Source organism: Streptomyces sp. NPDC008137 (assembly GCF_042957035.1).
GTDB lineage: Bacteria > Actinomycetota > Actinomycetes > Streptomycetales > Streptomycetaceae > Streptomyces.
Map to the genome: position 1 here is coordinate 82,871 of NZ_JBIBHN010000028.1, position 16,857 is coordinate 99,727.

Consider the following 16,857-nt stretch of genomic DNA (forward strand, 5'->3'; position numbering starts at 1 on the left):
CATCACCTGCGGTCCTGACGGACACGTTCACTCGTGGTCCTGGCGGACCTTTACGGACTCTCGACGACCACGTTGGTCGACTTGATCACGACAACCGCCGGAACCCCGGGCTCCAGCTTCAGCTCGTCGGCCGACTCGCGGCTGACCAGCGCCACCACCCGGAACGGCCCCGCCCGGATCTCCACCTGCGCCGACACACCCCCGACGACCACCTCGGTGACGATCCCGAAGAAGCGGTTGCGGGCCGAGGAGCCGGTGTTCTCCCGCTCCGTCCGGTGCACCTGCCGGGCATAGGCCGCCAGGGCCGGCCCGGGGATGGTCCGGTGGCCCGTCTCGTCGCGCTCGGCGGTGGGTTTCCCCCTTCGACCAGGCGCCTCACGGTGTCGGCACTGGCGCCGAGTAAGGCGGCCGCGTCCCCGATCCGGTAGGTGTGCATGCGTCGATGATAATGCCGCAGATGCGAGGGGAAAGTCTCCTGTCGATTCGCATGAGCCATGACAGTGATCTGGGTGGGTGGCATGTGCGTTCGTACGGGACGTGCCTCCGGGTGCGGTCATCCGGGAGGTGGCAGCCCGTGAGCCAGTCCCTCGCAACCGCCGGTACGGCCGCGGACACCGTGGCGGAACTCGCCCTCACCGGCGATCTGACCCGTCCGGCCCGGCTGACGGTGCCCGACCTGCTGGCCTGGCCGCAGCACGAGGCCGACGTCAGCTTGAGTGCTCCACCAGCGGCATTCAGCACCACCGCTTCACCGGGCCGCTGCTGCTCGACGTGCTCGCGGATGCCCGTCACGTCTTCGCTCCCGCCCGCCGCAAGGACCGCCTGCGCTTCCTGATCGCCGTCTCCGGCGCCGACGGTCACCACGCCCTGCTGTCCTGGGCGGAGATCGACCCCGACTTCGGCCAGGCACCCGTCCTGCTCGCGGTCGCCGTCGACGGCACCCCGCTGGACCGTGCCGGCCCTCAGCTCGTCCTGCCCCAGGACCGCTGCGGCGCCCGGCACATCAGCGGCATCAACGCCATCCGGGTGGACGGCGGCTACGCGAGTTGGTAGTGACAGGAGTCCGCGACGTCGTCACCATCAACGCGCCGCTGCACCCCGAGACCGAGGGCCTCTTCGGCGACAAGCTGCCGGCGGGGCGGCTGATCCGCGACGAGTATCTGATCGTCGGCTCAGGCGCGCTCGCCGGCACCGGCGCCCACTCCTGGTCGGTGACCAAGTGACCCGTGGAGGCACCGGCTCAGGCCCGGTCGACGTGCACGTTCGTCGACTTCACCCGGGCGGTGGCCTCCACCCCGACCTCCAGCCCCAGCTCCTCCACGGCCTCCCGCGTCAGCAACGACACGAGCCGGTGCGGCCCGGCCTGGATCTCCACCTGGGCCGCCACGTCGCCGAGCTTCACGGCGGTGACGATGCCGGGGAAGGCGTTGCGAACGGACGTGTAAGAGGTGTACGAGGTGTCCCCCTCGGCGCCACCGCTCTTGGCCAGCTCCACGGAGAAGGCGGCCAGGTCCTTCCCGTCGATGAGCCGCCGACCGACCTCGTCCCGGTGCGTGGCCACCCGCCCGGCGTCCGCCCATCGCCGCGCGGTGTCCGGGCTCACTCCGAGGAGCCGTGCGGCCTGGCCGATTGTGTAGGACTGCATGCGCATCAAGATAGGCGCCGGATCGGCTGCCCGTGGCAGCGCCCGTGGCGGGGCTTCGAGGAAGCCCGCGCCAGGCCCGCCAAGCGGTCGAGCGGCTTCTCGCAGCGCCGCCGGGCCGGCCCGTCCTTCGCGGCCATCCCGCACAGCTCCCCACCTCTGACCAACCAGGTGTGTCTCTGTGCGCGTTGCCGGCCGCGGCGCATGCCTACCCCATCAGTTCGGTTGCCGGCGGAGACCGGTGCGGCCCGTCGAAACGGGCGGCTGGGGCATCGCCCCCTCGCGCCGGGAGGCGCGGTACGTGGTCCACCCACGCCAGGTCGGGCGTCGCGACGAGCGACTGGCCGGCCACGGTCGCGGGAGTCACACCGGTGAAACGCCACGACGTCCCGGTGCAGATGCGACTGGTCGGCGTAGCCGCAGTCGGCCGCGACCCCGGCCGCCTCCTGGCCCCCGGCCAGGCGGGTGGCGGCCCAGTCGAAGCGGACGAGCTTCACGGCGCGCTTGGGCGGCAGGCCGAGCTGAGCGTGGAAACGGGACCACAGGCGCTTGCGGCTCCAGCCCAGCTCGTCGGCCAGCCCTTCGACCCGCACCTGGCCGTGCCCGGCGACGATACGGTCCCAGGCCCATGCCCAGGCCGGCTCCGGCTCGATGGCCAGGACGACGCCGGGTACGCGGCCCGGCTGGGCCGGGCGCGTGACCGTACGTCAGCGACCGCTCCGGTTTCCGCGTGGGCACGACGCTGCTGCACGGGGCCCTCACCGTTCACAAGGTTCCTCTCGCTGTCTTCACCAGGAGCCCATCCATACCCCCTTGATGGCGTGACCTCTTGTGGTGAGGCCGAACGTCAGCCAGGAGGCTCAGATGCGGGACATGCAGCAGATCGGAGACCTACGGTGTGCGGCGCAGACCAGCCGGCCCATGCGAACCCACCGACGTGTGTGCCGGTCGCGACCATGCGCGCCCGCTGGTCGGTGTGCGTCCGCCCGGCGGCGGGCCGCGGTGGGCGGTGCCCTGCGGTCGGGAGCGTTCCTTGAACCGTCGCGGAACCCTGGGCCGCAGGACGCATCGAACGCCGAAGGGCACTTGGATTCGAGGGTTCTGGCGTGAACGGATCGGGCCGACGCTCCGTATGCTTATCCGATCGAGGTGCGTATCCGGACGAATCACTCGATCTTCATGGGGTTTGTGCATACGGGTCGCGAGTGCCGCGGCCGCGGGGGGATGTGAGGCGACCATGGTGGTGGCGAGTAACACGGTGCGCGGAGGCATCGTGCTTCCGGTGGACGCGGCGCGCTGGGCGATGTGGGCGTTCGTCATCGGCAACGTGGTGATCGTCGAGGCGCTGTTCCTCAGCGCCGGTTCGGGGAAGAACGGAGTGCTCACGGTCGCCAAGTTCTTCGGACTGCACGCGGCCCTGTTGATGCTGTTCCAACTGCTGCTGGTGGCCCGGCTGCCGTGGCTGGACCGCCGCATCGGGATGGACCGGCTCACGGTGTGGCACCGCTGGGTCGGCTTCACCCTGCTCTGGACGGTCCTCACCCACGCGACGCTGGTGGTGCTCGGCTACGCGACACTCGACGACACCTCCATGGGGAAGACGTTCGTCGCACTGAGCGGGGTGCCGGCCTCCCTGCTGGGCATGCTCGCCGCGGCCGTCATCGTCGTGATCGGCGTGATCTCCACCCGGCCCCTGCGCCGGCGCCTGCGGTACGAGGTCTGGCACGGTCTGCACCTGCTGCTCTACGTGGCCCTGGGTCTGTCGTTCGTCCACCAGCTGCTGGAGACCACGACGTTCACGTCCTCCGCGTTCGCGACGGCCTACTGGTGGATCCTGTGGCTGTTCGCCTTCGGCGCCCTGCTGACCGGGCGTGTCACCATGCCGCTGTGGCGCAACGCCTACCACCGCTTCAGCGTCGCGGCCGTGGTGCCGGAGTCGGACAACGTGGTCTCCGTGTACGTCACCGGCCGACACCTCGACAAACTCCCGGCCCGGGCAGGGCAGTTCTGCATCTGGCGGTTCCCCGGGCACAACCACTGGTGGCTGGCCAACCCCTTCTCTCTTTCGGCGGCGCCGGGCGGACAGGGGCTGCGTCTGACGGCGAAGGCGGTGGGCAGCGCCAGCGCCGGCCTGCGGAACGTCCCTGTCGGCAGCCGCGCCTTCGTCGAGGGACCCTACGGGGCGTTCACCTCGCTGCACCGGAGCCGCCCCGGCACCCTGTTGATCGCCGGGGGTGTGGGGATCACGCCCGTGCGGGCCTTGTTGGAGGAGGAGGCGACCGGTGACGTCGTCGTGCTGTACCGCGTACGCAGCGAGGCCGACGCGGTGCTGCTGAACGAGGTGCGCCACCTGGTCGCGCTCCGGGGCGGACGGTTGCACCTGCTCACTGGCAGAACCGGCGAGGGCGGGGCCCCGCCGTTCGGCCAGGACAGCCTGCACCGGCTGGTCCCCGACATCACCGAACGCGACGTGTACGTCTGCGGCCCGCCGGCCATGACCAGGGCCGTGCTCGCCGGCCTGCGGGACCTGCGGGTCCCCGCCCGACAGGTGCACGCCGAGAAGTTCGGCCTGGCCTGAACCAACCGGTACCCGTCACTCACGCAATACGGCCTCGAGCGAGAAGTCCGAGGCCGACCAGAACACCTCCCCGGAGGAGGAACCCCAGGCAAGAGCGGTAACGCGTCGCGCCCCGGCAGGATTCGAACCTGCGACACCCGCTTCAGGAGGTTTCCCAGCCTGATGTGCGCTGAATGCGTTCTGCCGGGGGCGCTCACCAGGGGAGGAGTAACGCGCATGGACGGCTTGATCATCCTCGGTGGCTGGCTCTGAGGGCGGCGTCCAGGTCGGTGGCGTCTACGGTGTGCGGGGACGCGGCGACCGGGTTCCGCCTCACTCCATGAGGACCAGACGGCACGTCTCCCCGGGCTGCACGCCGATCGCACGGTCGGGCAGCTCGACGTCGATCGGCGGAAGATCGGACGGCGGCACCGAGATCTCCAGCTGCCCGCTCGCCAGGCGCAGGCGGATGCCCCAGTGGCCTTGGTAGCGGACGGAGAATCCGTACGAGGACAGTTCCGGAAGCGGCACCGGGTCCAGCCACAGTGCCCCGGATCGGGTCTCCAGACCTGGCAGTCCCCTCTGCACCAGGTCGAGGGTTCCGGCCATGGCGCCCAGGTGAATGCCCTCGCCGGTGGTGCCTCCCTGGAGGTCGGCGATGTCGCCGCGCAGCGCCTCCTGGCAGAACTTCCAGGCGTCCGCGCGCCGGCAGCGGGCCAGCACCCAGCCGTGCACCAGACCGCTGAGGGTGGAGCCGTGACTGGTGCGGGCCAGGTAGTGGTCGACGGTGCGCCGCCAGGTCTCCTCATCCAGCCTGTGGCCCAGACGGCCGAAGAGACCCTGGAGTTCGGCCGGTGAGAAGAGGTAGCCCAGCATCAGCACATCGGCCTGTTTGGAGGCCTTGTAGCGGTTGACGCTGTCGCCCTCGGCTTCCAGGATCCGGTCCAGGCGCCGGATGTCGTCGTAGCGCTCGCGGTAAGTGTCCCAGTCGAGTTCGGCGAGGTCGCCGTAGCCCGCGAACTGGCTGATGACACCGTCGTGGAAGGGCACGTGGAGCGTGCGGGAGACGTCCTCCCAGTGGTCCGGTTCGGCGTCGTCCAGGGCAATGCGTTCGACGAGGTCGCGGCGGCGGGGTTCGGGCAGGGTGCGCAGTACCTCCAGGGCGCGGGTGAGCACCCAGGCCGCCGTGACGTTGGTGTACGCGTTGTCGTCCAGGCCCGGTCGCTCGGCGCCCGGGTAGGCCTCGTGATACTCGTCCGGGCCGACCACGCCCAGGATGCAGTGCCGGCCCAGCCCCTCGTCCCAAGTCGCCGAATCGGCCCAGAAACGCGCGATCTGCAACAGCATCTCGGCGCCCTTGGTGTGCAGGAACTCGACGTCGCCGCCGGCCTCGCAGTACTGCCACACGTTGTAGGCGATCGCCGAACCCACATGGTGCTGGAGATGTGTGTGGTCGGGCAGCCAACGGCCCGAGCGTGGGTTGAGGTGCATCCGCTGGGTCTCCTCGCGTCCGTCGCTGCCGCTCTGCCACGGGTACAGCGCCCCGCGCCGGCCGACGGCCCGGGCGGCGGCACAGGCCCGGTCCAGGCGCCGGTGGCGGTAGTGGAGCAGGGCGCGGGACACCTCGGGGAAGTGCAGGTTCAGATACGGCAGGACGAAGAGCTCGTCCCAGAAGACGTGCCCGCGGTAGGCCTCGCCGTGCAGCCCGCGAGCGGGCACGCCCACGTCCAGCTCCGCGGTGTGCGGGGAGAGGGTCTGGAGCACGTGGAAGAGGTGCAGGCGCAGGATGGCGCCGGCTTCCCCCGGGACATCGAGTCGGGCCCTGCGCCACAGCTGGTTCCAGGCGGTTCGGTGGGATGCCCGCAGGTCGTCGAAGCCCGCCGCCGCCCCGACCCGGTCCACGGCGGCCTGCAGCGGATCGCTGATCGCAAGGTCGCGTGAGGTGTGCAGGGCGACGGTCTTGTCGACGGTGGCGGTACGACCGGGGGCCAGGGACAGTGTGAGGTGCTGGACGGCGCGTTCGGGCTCGTGCGCGGCGGTGATCGGAGCCGGGGCCGTCAGCCGGGTCGCCATGCCGATCCGGATGTCCGAGGTGCGGGTACGGCAACGCAGCCACACCGTGCCGGGTGCGGCGGTTCCGGTGTGTACGTGGGTCAGGTGGCGGCCGTCCAGGTCGCGGTAGCGCGGTACTCCCGCGTTGGAGACCGCCCCGTCGAGCGCTGCCTCGATCTCCAGCTCACCGGTGACGTTCTCGGCGGTCAGGTCGGTGCGCAGCGCGGCGAGGTGCGGGTCGGCCATGTGCGCCAGCCGCAGCTGCCGTACCGACAGCGCCCGCCCCTGGCCGAGGGCGTACCGGGTACGCCGCTCCAGCAGGCCCGAGTCCAGGTGGAGGGTCTGCTGGTGGTCCAGGACGGTCGCCGCATCGGGTGTCAGCCATTCCCCGCCCCTGAGCCGGAAGCGCAAGGGGAGCCAGTTGGGGAGGTTGACGAGGTCCTCGTTCTCCACCAGGCGTCCGGCGACCTCGGAGGTGAGCCGGTTGTAGCAGCCCGCCACGTAGGTCCCCGGGTAGTGCACGTCGTCCGCCGCGCACTCGGGCAGCGCCCCGCGGGTGGCGAAGCAGCCGTTGCCCACCGTGCACAGCGACTCCCTCAGCCGCTCCTGCTCGGGGTGATACCCCTCGTACTCCCAGGTGTCGTCGTAGTCCGAGGTCAGATCCGTCACGGGCGCTCTCCTCGTCGAGCGGACCCACGGGCCCGGCGGTTGTCCGTGGCCTGGTCGTCCTCGCGTGCCGCGTTTCCGGGTTCGGCCTCGCTCACACCCGCTGGGGCACGACAGCCACGGGGCACTCGGCGTGATGCAGCAGCGTGTGGGCCACCCTGCCGAGCTGAAGCCCGAAGTGGCCCTGCCGGCGGCGCGCTCCGACGATCACGAGGTCGGCCGCGGCCGAGCGGTGGACGAGAACCTGGCCGGCCGGTCCCTCGACCGTTGTGCGGTGCACTCGGACACCGGGGTGATCGGCCGCGACCTCGCGCAGCAGCGCGTCGAGCTCGGACCGGGCACGCTCCTCGTGCTCCTGGCCGGAGGCTTCCGCGGCCACGGCCGTGCCGGCGTTCTCATGCGCCGGGCAGCGCCAGGTACGGACCACGTCCAGGACGCATCCCCGGGCCTCGGCCTCGCGGAAGGCGAATCTCGCCGCTTCCTCGCCCGTGTCGGGCCCTCCGGCGCCGAGAAGGATTCGCTCGTGGGTACCGGACAGGCCCGCCTTGTCGCCGCGCACCACAATCACCGGGCAGTGCGCGCGGGCGGCGACGGCCAGCCCGACCGAGCCGAGCAGCAGGCCCTTCAGCTCGCCGCGGCCCCGCGACCCGGTGATCAGAGCCGTCGCGTTGTTGCCCTCCAGCAGGAGGACCTCGGCCGCGTCCGCATGGAGGACATCGGTGGACACCTTCACGTCGGGGTTGCGACGTCCGGCGCGCTCCGCCGCCGAGGCCACGACGTGGTCGGCCAGCACCTGCCTGGCGGGGCGGTCCAGGCCGACCGACGGGGCGTGGCCCTCGTACCGCTCCCAGAGGGAGCCGTAGACCAGCCGCAGCGGAAGCCCGTGCCGGGCGGCCTCGTCCACGGCCCAGTCGACCGCCGGGAGACTGCCGTCCGACCCGTCGACACCCACGACCAGGGGCAGTTCCATCGTCATCGTTCCCACCGCCTCGCGCTCGGGCACTCCGCAGGTCCGCTTTCACCGTCGCACCCCGCGGCGGCCGGGCACGAGAGGCGGATGGGCCCTTGCCGGGGCCGTTCGGCCCATGCCGCTGCGTGGGTGTTCAGACGGTGATCCGTCGCCCTGTGACGGCGCCGGGCTGGATGCGCAGCCACAGCTCGCGCCGGCCTCCCGCCCAGGGTTCGCTGTACGCCTGCTCCTTGAGACGGGCCACCTCTTCGGGGTCCGTCACGGTGCTCGCGGGGCCGCGCACCAGCACGCTCCAGCCCTCGCTGAACGCCTCGTCGATGCGGTCGACCTCGAAGGCGACCCGGTCGCCCGCCGCCTGCGACGGCGCGGAGCCCGGGTCGGTGCGGAAGACGATGTCGCCGTCGACGACGCTGTAGTTGACCGGCAGGACGACCGGTCCGGCATCCGTGGTCACGGCGAGACGGCCCACTCCGTGCGTGGAGAGCAGGCCACGGCACTCCGCTTCGGTCAGTTCCGTGAAACGGGGCGTGCGGGCGGCCCGTCCGAGGCCCGGTGGCAACTGGACGTCGCCGCCGGTCAGATGCCACACCGTGGTCTTCAGGGCCCCGGCCAGCCTGAGGAGGGTTCCCGCGCCCGGGTCGGCGGTCGGCCGCTCCTCCAGGTACTGGAGGTAGGCCGGAGCCATGCCCGCCCGTACAGCCGTCTCCTGCCGGCTCAGGCCGAGTTCGGTACGCCGCTGGGTGATCCGCCGCCCGAGGTCGCCCGCGGGGCGTCCTTCCACGGCGTGCGAGGAAGCCCTTTCGTGCATGGCCCGTCACTCCTCTCCTTCTGTCAGGCCGCCCGGAAGGGGACGACTTCCTCGTGCTGCTCCCCGCCGAGCACGATCTTGAGCGCACCGGTGTCGGCGGCCCGGGCGAAGACGTCGTACGCCTCCTCCATCCGGGTCAGCGGGAAGGTGTGCGTGACCAGCTGGCCGGTGGGCAGGCGGCCCGCGGCCGCCATCCGGAGCAGCGTGGGCGTGGAGTATGTGTCCACCAGACCCGTGGTGATGGTCACGTTCTTGATCCACAGGTCTTCCAGGTGCAGCGTCGCGGGCCTGCCGTGCACACCGACGTTGGCCACGTGCCCGCCGGGCCGCACCATGCGGGTGCAGAGCTCGAACGTCTCCGGGACGCCCACGGCCTCGACGACGACGTCCGCGCCCAGCCCGTCGGTCAGGTCCGCGATGAGCTGTTCGGGCGCCTCCCGGGCGTCCGCGACCGCGTCGGCGCCGAGGTGCTTGGCCGCGTCGAGCCGTGCGGCGGCGAGGTCCACGGCGACGATCCGTTCCGGTGCGAACAGCCGGGCGGTGGCGACGGCCGCGAGACCGATGGGGCCGGCGCCGACGACGGCGACGGTGTCCCCCGGCCGGACGTGCCCGTTCAGCACGCCGACCTCGTAGGAGGTCGGGAAGATGTCGGCCAGCAGTACGGCCTCCTTGCTGTCCAGGGCGCTGGGCAGCGGGTGCACGGAGAGGTCGGCGTACGGCACGCGGACGTACTCGGCCTGGGTGCCGTCGATCAGGTGACCGAGGATCCATCCTCCGCCGCCCCGGCACTGGCCGTACATGCCCTCGCGGCAGTAACGGCAGCGGCCGCAGGCGGTGATGCAGGAGACCAGCACCCGGTCGCCCGGCCGCACCGTGCGCACGTCACCGCCGATGTCGACGATCTCGCCGACCGCCTCGTGTCCCAGCACCGTGCCCGGGCGCACCTCGGGCACGTCGCCCTTGAGGATGTGCAGGTCGGTTCCGCAGATGGTGACGGCGTCGACGCGCACGATCGCGTCCGTCGCCTCCTGGATCCCGGGGTCCGGGACGCCTTCCCAGGCGGACTGTCCGGGGCCGTGGAAGACGTAGCCCTTCATGGCGTTCCCACCTTCCTGGTGCGGGCGCTGTGCCCGGTTTCCTCCGCACTTCCAGCTTGACGCGGAACAAGGGGACGCGCTTGGGCCGGTCGGCCCTACCGCACACCCCGTCCTCGGGGCTTTGCTCGAACCATGTCCGAGACCACCAGCAGGGCCGCCACCCCGCACCGAGCGGTGCGCACGGCACGCGTCGTGACCCTCCGGGGTGAGATCGACCTGCTCACGGCACCGGCCCTGCGGGCTCGTCTCGACTCGCTGACCGCCGCTCCCGGCCCCGATCTGGTGCTGGACCTGCGGAACGTGTCGTTCATCGACTGCTCGGGGCTGGGAGTCCTGTGCCGGGCACGGAACCGCGTGCTGGCACGGCAGGGCCGACTGCTCATGGTCTCCGAGAGCGCCGGCTTCCGGCGGGTCCTCAGGCTCACCGGGCTGGCGGGAGTCTTCGAGGTACTCCCCGACCTGCCGGAGGGACCGACCGGCACCCAGCCCGCGAGTCCCGCGGACGGGGTGACGGTCTGACCGCGTCAGACGCGGGCCAGCTCGTGGCCGATCCGCGCAGCCCAGGCCTCGATCCTCTCGAAGTCGCGGAAGTCGCCGCCCTTGCCGCTCCGCAGGATCATGCGGGCGACCCAGCCCTTCGCGCCGTCCCGGAGACAGCCACCGAAGGTGACGTGTTCCCTGGCGTCGAGCCGGGCCATGGCCTTCTGCACCCAGGGAACGGGCGGGATGTCCCGCTGCGACGCCGAGGGATCGAGCGGTCCGCTGCTGAACAGCCACAGCGGGCGCTCGCCCAGGGCCTTGCCGTGGCGCCTGACGAAGCGGCGGGCGTCCTTGTGCCAGCGTCCGGCGTAGAGACCGCCGCCGACCACGACACCGTCGTACGACGCCACGCTCGGCACGGAACGAGCCGGGAGCGCGTCGACCGTCAGCCCTTCCTTGCGCAGCACCTCGGCGATGGCCTCGGCGATCTCCGCGGTCGATCCGTTCGTCGTTCCATAGGCGACCAGCACATTCTCCGACATGGTGATCCGCCTCCTCTCACAGTGCGAGCGGCAAGCCGTGGGCCGCTCAACGAAGTCGGCGCGGACAGGGATCCCGGGCCCGGCGTGACAGCAGGCGCACCCGGGCATCGAGCACGGTGACCGCGCCGGGCGTCGTGAGGACGGGCTTGATCGGACCTGGCCAGCCCGACACCCGGCCGACGGTCACCCCGGCTCGGGAACGACAGCCACGGGACAGGCCGCGTGGTGGAGCACGGCGTGTGTGACGCGGCCGATGTGGAGGCCGAAGCGTCCGCGAGGGCGCCGGGCGCCGACCACGAGGAGGGCGGCGTCGGCCGAGGCGTCGAGCAGCGCGGCGCCGGCGGGGCCCTCGACGATCCGTCGGCGCGCCTCGACCTCCGGATGCTCCTCCGCCGGCGCGCGCAACCCGGTCTCCAGGGCCTCGACGGCACGCTGCCGGTGCACACGGGCGGGTTCGCCCACGAACGGGGCGTGGTCGGTCGCCTCGTATGCCGGGAAGTGCCAGGCCCGCACCGCCTCGAGCGGTACACCGCGCCGGGCCGCCTCCCGGAAGGCGAAACGCACCGCCTCCGAGTCCGCCGGTTTGTCGGGGACTCCCACGACGACGCGCCTCCCCCGGCTCCGGGCGCCGGCCCGGTTGTCGTGGTCGCCGCGCACGACGATCACCGGAGCGTCGGCGCGCCCGGCCACGGCCTGACCGACCGAGCCCAGCAGCAGCTCGGCGGCGCCACCCCGGCCGCGGGACCCGATGACCAGTGCGCAGGCCTTGAGGGCCGCACGACGGAGTACGGGTACCGGCCCCTCGGGCACGACCTCGGTGGTGACCTCGGTGCCGGGGACGCGCTGCCGGGCGCGCTTGGCAGCGGCCACCACGAGGACGTCGGTCAGCACCTGCTCCGACCGTCCCGGGCCCGTGGGGAAGACGGCCTGTTCGTAGCGCTCCCACAGCGAGGCGTAGACCACGTGCAGGGGGACCTTACGCAGCGCCGCCTCGTCAGCGGCCCAGTCCACGGCCCGCAGGCTGGACTCGGAGCCGTCCACGCCGACGACCACCGGCCGGTCCATCGTCCTCGTCTCCTCAGGTCGCCGTGTCAGTCGTGTGCGACGACGGCGACCGGGGCGGCGGCGTGATGCAGGACCGCGTGCGTCACCGGGCCGATGTGCACCCCGAACGGGTTGCGGCGGATCCGCCGCCCCACCACGACCAGCGAGGCCTCACGAGAGGCGTTGATCAGCTGGTCCGCCGCGTGGCCCAGGCGGGACACCTCGGCCACATCGACGGCCGGGTACTTCTCCCGCCACGGCGTCAGCCCTTCGGTGAGCGCGACGGCCTGCCCCTGTGCGAGATCCTCGTACTGCCACAGTTCGGCGGCACCGCCGTAGGAGTAGTACGAGGGCCGTTCCCACCCGTGCACGACCCGCAGGACCGTCCCGCGCCGGGCGGCCGCCTCGAAGGCGAACTCGATCACGGACGGGTCGGGGTGGTCGGTGTCGAGGCCGAGCACGACCGGCCGGTAGGAGGTGGCTGTCGACGGAATGCCGGACGGGTCCATCTCGTGCTCGTCCGCCGCCTGCTCACCGGCCCGGACCAGAATGACGGGACATTCCGCGTGCGCCACCACGGCGAGTCCGACAGAGCCCACCAGGAAGCCGCCGACACCGCTCAGCCCCCGCGAGCCGAGGACGAGCAGCTCGGTGTTCTTCGCGGCCTCGCCCAGCACCTCACTCGGCCGGCCGGGCAGGTGCCCGGCAGTCACCTCGACACCGGGGTGGCGCAGCCGGAGGCCCTCGGCGGTGTCACGAGGGATCTTCTCGCTCCAGTGCTGGTGGGTCTCGGTACCGAGCAGCGGGGCCTGTGCCATGGGCTCCGGTACCGGCTCCCACACATGGAGGAGCTTCAGTGCCAGACCTCGCAGCTTCGCCTCACGAGCCGCCCACTCGGCGGCGGCACGGCTCTCGGGCGAGCCGTCGAGGCCCACGGTGATCGTGCGGGACATTGTCTCCACCTCCGGGGTAGGGCCTGACGATTCGAGCATCGCCGCGACGGCCGTCGCGGTGGAGGGGCCGCAGGTCCCGTACTGGGGCCGAACGGCCCTATCGCATCCCGGCCGGGCACGTGATGATCGTGGTGACGGGCGATCCGCAGTCCGTCCTTCGGTGTTCCGGGGAACGAGGGTCCGAGATGACCGGGTCACGCACCATTACCGAGGATCACCCGATCCGGGTCTTCCTGCTCGACGACCACGAGGTCGTGCGGCGCGGCCTGGCCGACCTGCTGGACGCCGAACCCGACATCTCGGTGGTCGGGGACGCCGAGAACGTCGAGCACGCGCTCGCCCGGGGCCCGGCGCTCCGCCCCGACGTCGCCGTCCTCGACGTACGCCTGCCGGACGGCGACGGCATCACCGTCTGCCGCGAACTGCGCAGCCGGATGCCCGGGCTGGCCTGTCTCATGCTGACCTCGTTCGACGACGAGGAGGCCCTGCTCGACGCGATCATGGCCGGGGCGTCCGGCTATGTCCTCAAGCAGATTAAGGGCTCCGACCTGATCTCGGCGGTACGCACGGTCGCCTCCGGGCGGTCCATGCTGGACCCGGAGACCACGGCCCGGCTGATGCGCTCGCTGCGCGCCGACCCGTCCGGGGAAGCAGCCGTCGCCCGTGAGCCGGCGAGCCTGTCGCCGCGCGAGCGGGAGATCCTCGCCCTGATCGGGGACGGGCTCACCAACCGCGAGATCGGCAAGAAGCTCTACCTGTCCGAGAAGACCGTCAAGAACCACATCTCCCGCCTCCTGGCCAAGCTCGGGGTGCAGCGGCGCGTCCAGGCCGCGGTCCTCGCCTCGCAGCTGGAGCAGCCAGAACCGAGCGAGCGCCCGACGCGCTGACCCCGGCCGGCTTTCTTCTCGACCTCGGTGATGAAGGCCGGCGGAGCTCCGCCGGCCACGTACTCCTCGCTAGGGTCGTACTCCCATCTCCAGGTCACTCGGACACCGCCTTGTACGCGGCGCGGATGATGTCGCCGGAGATCCTTACGTAGCGGCGGCTTTCTTCAAGAGTCTCGGCGGCGTTGGCCATGTACTCGGCGCGGCGCAGCTCACGCGCCGCCTCGGGAAACCGCTCGATTTCGATGTTGGCGGCCCACGCGATCATGAAGAGCTGGAGGGGCTTGATGCTGCTCTGCTCGATGGCGGCGGCGACGGCCTTGCGCTGATCGGCGTCCATTTCCGGCAGTCGCTCCGGCGCGATGGCGGCAAGGGCGGCCCGGAGGGCGTCGGGGGTCCGCGCGGGGCGCGGGATCAGCTCTGTGTCGTGGTCGGGCCGTGTGCTCACGATGTCCTCCAAGGGATGCCCCGGCCAGCGTATCCAGCCGGAGCACACGCATCAGATGTCGTCGTCCAGCCCCTCCTCGCGGCGGATCATCCGCCAGGCCGCCGTAGGGGACGATCTGCGCGAGGAAGCCGTACTTCCTGACGTAGTCGTCGAGGTCGGCGCGGAAGCCCTCCGCCGTCTCCTGGTCGTCCTCGTCGTCGCTGTCGAGCAGCGCGGTGAAGCGGGCGACGGCGGGGGAGAGCAGAAGGCGCCACCGGCCCTGCGGCCGAACTGCCGCTACGCCGTCACTCCCTGTCGGCCGCCATGATGCCGACGCATTCTTCGAGCGCAGCGTGCAACGGCGTTACGAAGGCGGCGAGTTCGGTGTCCGACGCCTTCCCCACCTCCAGCACTGCGCCGACGACCGTCACCAGGGCAGCGGCGGCCTTCAGCGCGTGCGCGTCGGCCAACTCCTCAAGACGGCCGCCGGGGTCCGTGACCGCCAGGGCCTCCTTGCCGGTGTCCGGGTCGAGGCCGAGACTGCGCAGACGCGGCGTACTCGTGCTCATGCGGCGACCTCCCACGGAACCGGAACGTAGTCCTGCCCCAGCGTCGCCAGGACCGCCGCCCGGCGCCGCTCGCGCTGAAGGCGACGCCGGTCCCGCTCGCGTTCCCATTCGACGACGTACGGCCGGACCAGGGGCATGCCGTCGGCGGTGATGACGTCCGCCGGGTGGGGACACGTGATCACGGGCGGGGGTTCCGGAGCGGGCGGACAGGGGGTGAGGGGCAGTGGTGGTGGGGATGCCGGGGAGCGGAGGGTACCGCGGGCGGGCAGGAAGAGGGTCAGGATCGCGGCCAGTAGGCTGCGCATAGGTCGACTCCCAATCAGTCGGCTGAGGCCCCGGTAGGGAAGTAGCCGCTTCCCGTCGGGGCCGCTCTGCGTCGTGAACCTACAGTAGCGTGGATAACCGCAGATAACCACGGATGCACGGAATGCCGTGGTCACCCACGCTGATGCCATGGAGCTTGACCGCACGCGCCCCCTGTGGCGGCAGATCGCAGCGGAGATCATCCGGCGCATCGAGAACGGCACGTATCCGCCGGGAAGCCGTGTGCCCTCCACTCTGGAAATCGCCCAGGAGTTCGGCGTAGTGAACGCGACAGCGGCGAAGGCGATGCGGTATGTCCGGGAGCAGGGGTGGACGCGGGGAGAGGTCGGGCTGGGGACTTTCGTCGCCGACCCCCTGCCGCCCTCACCCGAAACTCCCGCCCCCTCCGCATAGCCAAGCTCGGTCGCGTTCAGTAGCACCTCGGCCACCTGGTCGGAGGGCTCACCCGCGACGGCATGCCCCCGAACATAGTCGGCGGTCAGGGACCTGATACGGCGTTGCTACTTCACGTCCTTGGCCAGGACGGCGACGGCAACCCTGCCCACCACCCTCGTCAGCACGTAGTTGGTCGAGCTGCTGAAGGCGACACCGACGCCGGCTGGAATCGCCTTGGCCATCGCCTTCTGGGTGAAGGTGATGGACACCCGCTTGAACAACTGCTTGATCGTGACCAGGGCGGGCCCTGTGAGGTACTGGTAGACCAGCTTCTGGGCGATCTTCTGCACCGCCGCCTTGCCGCCTTTCGACGCCATCTGTTCCACCGAGCCCGCCAGTGCGAGGGTGAAGGCGAGGTGCTTCTTGTCCTCGGTGTTGTCAGAAGTGCACGTCAAAGGCCCCGGACCAAGATCGGTCCGGGGCCCTTCGGCTGGTGCCCCCGGCAGGATTCGAACCTGCGACACCCGCTTTAGGAGTTCGATCCGGTTCCGCTCCAGCTGCCGTCCGCGACTGGTGCGACGGCTGGGCAGAGATGCTGGTGTACGTCCCTGTCCGGCGTCGTTGATGTCAGCAGTGGATGTCAGAAACCTTCTACCCGTGTGCGTGACCGGCCCCTGGTCTCGTCTGAACGCCAGTGAACGGGGCATGGGACGGAACGTAGACGGTTCGGCAGGCCCAGCAGCCGCGCGGACTCTCGCGCTCAGGCCTGTGCCTGACGGTGATCATCGTGGCTGGATGCCAAGGGGACGAACGGAAGCTCGGGGATGCCAAGTTCCTCGCGCATGGCGGCAGCTGCGGCCTGGACTGCTTTGTAGTACGTGTGCTGTGCGGTTTGGAACGTCCCGTCTGTGACTTGCGCACCGTCCGCGAGTAGGTCACGCAGCGTTCGGACGGTACGGAACGCTTCGACACCCAACTCGACGACACGTGGCGGAGCAAGCATTGTCAGGCCGAAGCGCTGCTCGAACAGACCGGACTCGGAGAATGCGGCGCGGACTGCACGCCTGCGCTCTTCTGGGGTGTCGTAGGCGGTCTCGGCGACGAAACGCATGCCTTCGGTCGCGCGGGCAAGGTGGGCGAGGTAGGTCACGAAGGTCTCGCGCAGTACGGTCTGTGCGTCGGCCTGTTGGGCGCGTTTCCATCGGTCTCGGTCCACGACGAACGTTGCGACGATGCCGGCAAGCGCACCGGCTATGGCGCTCAGAGGTGCAGTCCAGTCCATGAGGGGCACTGTATTGAGTCCGCTGGGATGCCACGCCGACGCTGAGGACGGCAGCTGTAGGTGAGCTCTCAGCTTGGGAAGCTGCGATCATTGAGCCCGGACCGGGCGCTGAACTGCGCGTATGGCCGAGGTGCAGGGGTGTCGGGCTTGGGCGCCTTCACCGGGGTACCCCGCGTTCCCCGCCA

19 protein-coding genes, 1 tRNA gene and 3 pseudogenes are annotated in these 16,857 nt (G+C 71.0%); 7 read left to right on the forward strand and 16 right to left on the reverse strand.

Translation table 11 applies throughout. The features are described from left to right. Nucleotides 1-50: 50 nt before the first annotated feature. A pseudogene (locus tag ACFZBT_RS32325) lies at nt 51-436 on the reverse strand (molybdopterin-binding protein). A 138-nt stretch (nt 437-574) separates the two neighbouring features. Between ACFZBT_RS32325 and ACFZBT_RS32330 the strand changes: the two are divergent. Further along, nucleotides 575-1,053 (forward strand): annotated as a pseudogene (locus ACFZBT_RS32330) (molybdopterin-dependent oxidoreductase). After that, entirely contained in the window at nt 1,053-1,223 is a 171-nt protein-coding gene (locus tag ACFZBT_RS32335; protein WP_391111149.1) for a hypothetical protein, read from the forward strand. The pseudogene ACFZBT_RS32330 and the gene ACFZBT_RS32335 overlap by 1 nt, the downstream one beginning before the upstream one ends. A 17-nt stretch (nt 1,224-1,240) precedes the next feature. Here the strand turns inward: ACFZBT_RS32335 and ACFZBT_RS32340 are convergent, their stop codons facing one another. Together ACFZBT_RS32340 and ACFZBT_RS32345 are read right to left on the reverse strand one after the other, a co-directional pair. After that, entirely contained in the window at nt 1,241-1,645 is a 405-nt protein-coding gene (locus ACFZBT_RS32340) for a TOBE domain-containing protein (protein WP_391111152.1), read from the reverse strand. A 205-nt stretch (nt 1,646-1,850) separates the two neighbouring features. Continuing rightward, nucleotides 1,851-2,286 (reverse strand): annotated as a pseudogene (locus tag ACFZBT_RS32345) (helix-turn-helix domain-containing protein); the annotation flags it as partial. A 593-nt stretch (nt 2,287-2,879) separates the two neighbouring features. On the opposite strand from ACFZBT_RS32345, the gene ACFZBT_RS32350 reads away from it, so the two are divergent. Further along, nucleotides 2,880-4,220 (forward strand): ferric reductase-like transmembrane domain-containing protein, encoded by a 1,341-nt coding sequence (locus ACFZBT_RS32350; protein WP_391111154.1) that lies wholly within the window; start codon nt 2,880-2,882, stop codon nt 4,218-4,220. A 106-nt stretch (nt 4,221-4,326) separates the two neighbouring features. Here the strand turns inward: ACFZBT_RS32350 and ACFZBT_RS32355 are convergent. From ACFZBT_RS32355 to ACFZBT_RS32375, 5 genes are all read right to left on the reverse strand, one after another. Further along, nucleotides 4,327-4,413: transfer RNA gene (locus tag ACFZBT_RS32355), tRNA-Pro, on the reverse strand. Nucleotides 4,414-4,532: 119 nt separating this feature from the next. Next, nucleotides 4,533-6,920, reverse strand: coding sequence for a glycosyl hydrolase family 65 protein (locus ACFZBT_RS32360; RefSeq protein ID WP_391111156.1), 2,388 nt, complete (start codon nt 6,918-6,920; stop codon nt 4,533-4,535). Between the two features lie 91 nt (nt 6,921-7,011). Next, nucleotides 7,012-7,887, reverse strand: coding sequence for a universal stress protein (locus ACFZBT_RS32365; protein WP_391111225.1), 876 nt, complete (start codon nt 7,885-7,887; stop codon nt 7,012-7,014). Nucleotides 7,888-8,020: 133 nt separating this feature from the next. Beyond that, nucleotides 8,021-8,695, reverse strand: a complete 675-nt coding sequence (locus ACFZBT_RS32370) for a pyridoxamine 5'-phosphate oxidase family protein (RefSeq protein ID WP_391111159.1) — start codon at nt 8,693-8,695, stop codon at nt 8,021-8,023. Between the two features lie 23 nt (nt 8,696-8,718). After that, entirely contained in the window at nt 8,719-9,792 is a 1,074-nt protein-coding gene (locus ACFZBT_RS32375) for an alcohol dehydrogenase catalytic domain-containing protein (RefSeq protein WP_391111162.1), read from the reverse strand. Between the two features lie 132 nt (nt 9,793-9,924). Between ACFZBT_RS32375 and ACFZBT_RS32380 the strand changes: the two genes are divergently transcribed. Next, nucleotides 9,925-10,311: an anti-sigma factor antagonist gene (locus ACFZBT_RS32380; RefSeq protein ID WP_391111165.1), complete on the forward strand. Its 387-nt coding sequence runs from the start codon at nt 9,925-9,927 to the stop codon at nt 10,309-10,311. A 5-nt stretch (nt 10,312-10,316) separates the two neighbouring features. Here the strand turns inward: ACFZBT_RS32380 and ACFZBT_RS32385 are convergent, their stop codons facing one another. From ACFZBT_RS32385 to ACFZBT_RS32395, 3 genes are all read right to left on the reverse strand, one after another. Continuing rightward, nucleotides 10,317-10,814: a flavodoxin domain-containing protein gene (locus ACFZBT_RS32385; protein WP_391111168.1), complete on the reverse strand. Its 498-nt coding sequence runs from the start codon at nt 10,812-10,814 to the stop codon at nt 10,317-10,319. Between the two features lie 183 nt (nt 10,815-10,997). After that, nucleotides 10,998-11,879: a universal stress protein gene (locus ACFZBT_RS32390; RefSeq protein ID WP_391111170.1), complete on the reverse strand. Its 882-nt coding sequence runs from the start codon at nt 11,877-11,879 to the stop codon at nt 10,998-11,000. 26 nt (nt 11,880-11,905) lie between these two features. Beyond that, nucleotides 11,906-12,811 (reverse strand): universal stress protein, encoded by a 906-nt coding sequence (locus ACFZBT_RS32395; RefSeq protein WP_391111173.1) that lies wholly within the window; start codon nt 12,809-12,811, stop codon nt 11,906-11,908. A gap of 185 nt (nt 12,812-12,996) precedes the next feature. On the opposite strand from ACFZBT_RS32395, the gene ACFZBT_RS32400 reads away from it, so the two are divergent. After that, a complete protein-coding gene (locus tag ACFZBT_RS32400) occupies nt 12,997-13,698 on the forward strand; it encodes a response regulator (protein ID WP_391111176.1) in 702 nt (233 codons plus the stop codon). A 94-nt stretch (nt 13,699-13,792) separates the two neighbouring features. Here ACFZBT_RS32400 and ACFZBT_RS32405 read toward each other — a convergent pair whose 3' ends face one another. Beyond that, complete coding sequence (locus ACFZBT_RS32405) at nt 13,793-14,143, reverse strand: hypothetical protein (RefSeq protein WP_391111179.1); 351 nt, start codon at nt 14,141-14,143, stop codon at nt 13,793-13,795. Nucleotides 14,144-14,198: 55 nt separating this feature from the next. On the opposite strand from ACFZBT_RS32405, the gene ACFZBT_RS32410 reads away from it, so the two are divergent. After that, entirely contained in the window at nt 14,199-14,450 is a 252-nt protein-coding gene (locus tag ACFZBT_RS32410; protein WP_391111181.1) for a hypothetical protein, read from the forward strand. Here the strand turns inward: ACFZBT_RS32410 and ACFZBT_RS32415 are convergent. Beyond that, a complete protein-coding gene (locus tag ACFZBT_RS32415; RefSeq protein ID WP_391111184.1) occupies nt 14,428-14,691 on the reverse strand; it encodes a hypothetical protein in 264 nt (87 codons plus the stop codon). The two genes, ACFZBT_RS32410 and ACFZBT_RS32415, sit on opposite strands and share 23 nt — an antisense overlap. After that, entirely contained in the window at nt 14,688-14,996 is a 309-nt protein-coding gene (locus ACFZBT_RS32420; RefSeq protein ID WP_391111187.1) for a hypothetical protein, read from the reverse strand. The genes ACFZBT_RS32415 and ACFZBT_RS32420 overlap by 4 nt, the downstream gene beginning before the upstream one ends. 148 nt (nt 14,997-15,144) lie before the next feature. Between ACFZBT_RS32420 and ACFZBT_RS32425 the strand changes: the two genes are divergently transcribed. Next, entirely contained in the window at nt 15,145-15,408 is a 264-nt protein-coding gene (locus tag ACFZBT_RS32425) for a GntR family transcriptional regulator (protein ID WP_391111190.1), read from the forward strand. 107 nt (nt 15,409-15,515) lie between these two features. On the opposite strand, the gene ACFZBT_RS32430 is transcribed toward ACFZBT_RS32425, so the two are convergent. Further along, the gene (locus ACFZBT_RS32430; protein WP_391111192.1) at nt 15,516-15,845 is read right to left on the reverse strand and encodes a hypothetical protein; all 330 of its coding nucleotides are present in this window, start codon (nt 15,843-15,845) and stop codon (nt 15,516-15,518) included. Nucleotides 15,846-16,150: 305 nt separating this feature from the next. Continuing rightward, nucleotides 16,151-16,672, reverse strand: coding sequence for a hypothetical protein (locus ACFZBT_RS32435; RefSeq protein WP_391111194.1), 522 nt, complete (start codon nt 16,670-16,672; stop codon nt 16,151-16,153). Between the last annotated feature and the right edge of the window lie 185 nt (nt 16,673-16,857).

What these genes read in the sequence shown, in the direction of transcription:
- ACFZBT_RS32340 (WP_391111152.1), bottom strand. Translation starts at nt 1,645, where the DNA reads ATGCAGTCCTACACAATCGGCCAGGCCGCACGGCTCCTCGGAGTGAGC.
- ACFZBT_RS32350 (WP_391111154.1), top strand. Translation starts at nt 2,880, where the DNA reads ATGGTGGTGGCGAGTAACACGGTGCGCGGAGGCATCGTGCTTCCGGTG.
- ACFZBT_RS32365 (WP_391111225.1), bottom strand. Translation starts at nt 7,887, where the DNA reads ATGGAACTGCCCCTGGTCGTGGGTGTCGACGGGTCGGACGGCAGTCTC.
- ACFZBT_RS32370 (WP_391111159.1), bottom strand. Translation starts at nt 8,695, where the DNA reads ATGCACGAAAGGGCTTCCTCGCACGCCGTGGAAGGACGCCCCGCGGGC.
- ACFZBT_RS32375 (WP_391111162.1), bottom strand. Translation starts at nt 9,792, where the DNA reads ATGAAGGGCTACGTCTTCCACGGCCCCGGACAGTCCGCCTGGGAAGGC.
- ACFZBT_RS32380 (WP_391111165.1), top strand. Translation starts at nt 9,925, where the DNA reads ATGTCCGAGACCACCAGCAGGGCCGCCACCCCGCACCGAGCGGTGCGC.
- ACFZBT_RS32385 (WP_391111168.1), bottom strand. Translation starts at nt 10,814, where the DNA reads ATGTCGGAGAATGTGCTGGTCGCCTATGGAACGACGAACGGATCGACC.
- ACFZBT_RS32390 (WP_391111170.1), bottom strand. Translation starts at nt 11,879, where the DNA reads ATGGACCGGCCGGTGGTCGTCGGCGTGGACGGCTCCGAGTCCAGCCTG.
- ACFZBT_RS32395 (WP_391111173.1), bottom strand. Translation starts at nt 12,811, where the DNA reads ATGTCCCGCACGATCACCGTGGGCCTCGACGGCTCGCCCGAGAGCCGT.
- ACFZBT_RS32400 (WP_391111176.1), top strand. Translation starts at nt 12,997, where the DNA reads ATGACCGGGTCACGCACCATTACCGAGGATCACCCGATCCGGGTCTTC.
- ACFZBT_RS32410 (WP_391111181.1), top strand. Translation starts at nt 14,199, where the DNA reads ATGTCGTCGTCCAGCCCCTCCTCGCGGCGGATCATCCGCCAGGCCGCC.
- ACFZBT_RS32415 (WP_391111184.1), bottom strand. Translation starts at nt 14,691, where the DNA reads ATGAGCACGAGTACGCCGCGTCTGCGCAGTCTCGGCCTCGACCCGGAC.
- ACFZBT_RS32420 (WP_391111187.1), bottom strand. Translation starts at nt 14,996, where the DNA reads ATGCGCAGCCTACTGGCCGCGATCCTGACCCTCTTCCTGCCCGCCCGC.
- ACFZBT_RS32425 (WP_391111190.1), top strand. Translation starts at nt 15,145, where the DNA reads ATGGAGCTTGACCGCACGCGCCCCCTGTGGCGGCAGATCGCAGCGGAG.
- ACFZBT_RS32435 (WP_391111194.1), bottom strand. Translation starts at nt 16,672, where the DNA reads ATGGACTGGACTGCACCTCTGAGCGCCATAGCCGGTGCGCTTGCCGGC.